Annotated in this window: 2 protein-coding genes; one reads left to right on the forward strand and one right to left on the reverse strand. The window is 60.7% G+C overall.

Annotation, left to right across the window (positions count from 1 at the left end; all coding sequences use genetic code 11):
* Positions 1–90: 90 nt before the first annotated feature.
* A complete protein-coding gene (gene ssb, locus MF134_RS23745) occupies positions 91–585 on the reverse strand; it encodes a single-stranded DNA-binding protein (RefSeq protein ID WP_255341865.1) in 495 nt (164 codons plus the stop codon).
* A 486-nt stretch (positions 586–1,071) separates the two neighbouring features.
* Between ssb and MF134_RS23750 the strand changes: the two genes are divergently transcribed.
* The gene (locus MF134_RS23750) at positions 1,072–1,584 is read left to right on the forward strand and encodes a hypothetical protein (protein ID WP_255341866.1); all 513 of its coding nucleotides are present in this window, start codon (positions 1,072–1,074) and stop codon (positions 1,582–1,584) included.
* Positions 1,585–1,747: the final 163 nt, after the last annotated feature.

Genomic DNA, 1,747 nt, shown 5'->3' on the forward strand with positions numbered 1-1,747 from the left:
ACGGTTAGCGATCCGGTTTCGCTTCCAATCGGAGCAAGCTGGCTTCATCCGCAGGCCCTTCTTCGACCGGAAGCCGTTCAATCCAAAACCTCAGAACGGGATTTCATCATCGAGATCGTTCGAACCGCGATTGTAACCGCCGCGATCGCGATCCCGGTCGTTGCCACCCCGATCCGGAGCGCCGCGTTCATAGCCGCCGCCACCGCCGCGATAGCCTCCGCCCTCGCCCTCGCCACGGGAATCCAGCATCTGCAATTCGCCGCGGAACCGCTGCAGCACGACTTCGGTCGTGTAGCGCTTCTGACCGGACTGATCCTCCCAGCTTCGGGTCTGAAGCTGCCCCTCGAGATAGACCTTCGAGCCCTTCTTGAGGAACTGCTCGGCCACCTTGACGAGGTTCTCGTTGAAGATCACCACATTGTGCCACTCGGTGCGCTCCCGGCGCTCGCCCGACTGCTTGTCGCGCCAGTTCTCGGAGGTCGCGATGCGCAGATTGGCGACCGAGTCACCGGAATTGAGCCGCCGGATTTCCGGATCGGCTCCGAGATTTCCCACCAGAATTACCTTGTTGACGCTGCCGGCCATGTCTCAAACTCCGAAAATTCGTGCGCGTCCCGCTTCGGGACAAATTTGTCCGATCCTAGACGACCAAGACCGCCCGCGAAAGAACGTGCGGCAGGCCGATGCCTTTCTCCCCGACAATCGACACGCGGGTGAAATCGCAACAATCAAGAAAAGCGACCCCTTCGTCCCGGTGGTCCTGCCGACCATTCTTCCCACTGTCCAAGCGAACATTGACGGTGTAGGAGCCTCCGTACCAATCAGGTCCGTCCCGATTATCGGAAACCACGCGATCGCGTAGCGGTCCGACCGAAACCCACTGCTTCGCGGCAGATGACACAAGAAGGACGGAGCAAACCGCACCGTTCGCCGGAAGACGGCACATCACCGCGACCTGTTGGCTTCCTATACGTAACCTGAACGGTCTTCTCAGAACAGGTTCAGCGCTGCCTCCTTAAAGCTGTCTCTCAAGCGACGCGATAACGCGGCGCCGGATCAGGAGACAGACCGATGACCAAGTTGACCCTTGCTACCCTCGCCGCCGTCCTCATGGTGTCGCACTTCGGCGTCGCCCCTGCGGCCGCAGAAACCAAGCCGGCGCTTTCGGTGTCCGGCATGTACTATCACAAGGAAGCCAAGGCCCGCAGTTCCGCTGTCTGGAACTGGGAGAACAAGGCGGCCCAGAAATATGGTCCGTCATTCGCCAAATGGGGCGAGGCCAAGAAGAAATCGGTGAGTTGCCAGGTCCAGCCCAACGGCACCAACCGCTGCAAGGCCACCGCACGACCCTCGAACGGCGCCGTCGCCTGCAAGCCGCAAGTCTCGGCGAAAGGCATGTGGTACACCAAGCAGACAAAAGCCCGGAGCTCCGCTTCCTACAACTGGCGGCTGGCCGCCGCAGCAAAGGGCTATCCGAAGCGTTTCCTTTCGCCGGCCAATGCCCGCGAGAAATCCTATGCGTGCAGCCGGAACAGCAAAGAGCTGTGGCGTTGCACCATGCGAGCCCTGCCCTGCACCAAGTGAAAACCAAGGCTATCGGTCTCGACCGGTGGCCTCATCGCTTTCGGGCGGCCTTCAAGGCGCACGCCTTCTCCCGAGCAGGGAGCGAATGCGCCGATCATAGGCTACAGCGAACACGCTCACGCTGAGCAACGTGAACATTCGCGATCTGGACGCGAACGATTTT

The sequence above is a fragment of the Jiella marina genome (assembly GCF_024359545.1).
GTDB lineage: Bacteria > Pseudomonadota > Alphaproteobacteria > Rhizobiales > Rhizobiaceae > Jiella.

Bases quoted from the DNA above. Each gene is read 5' to 3' on its own strand.
- ssb (WP_255341865.1), bottom strand. From the start codon at position 585: ATGGCCGGCAGCGTCAACAAGGTAATTCTGGTGGGAAATCTCGGAGCC.
- MF134_RS23750 (WP_255341866.1), top strand. From the start codon at position 1,072: ATGACCAAGTTGACCCTTGCTACCCTCGCCGCCGTCCTCATGGTGTCG.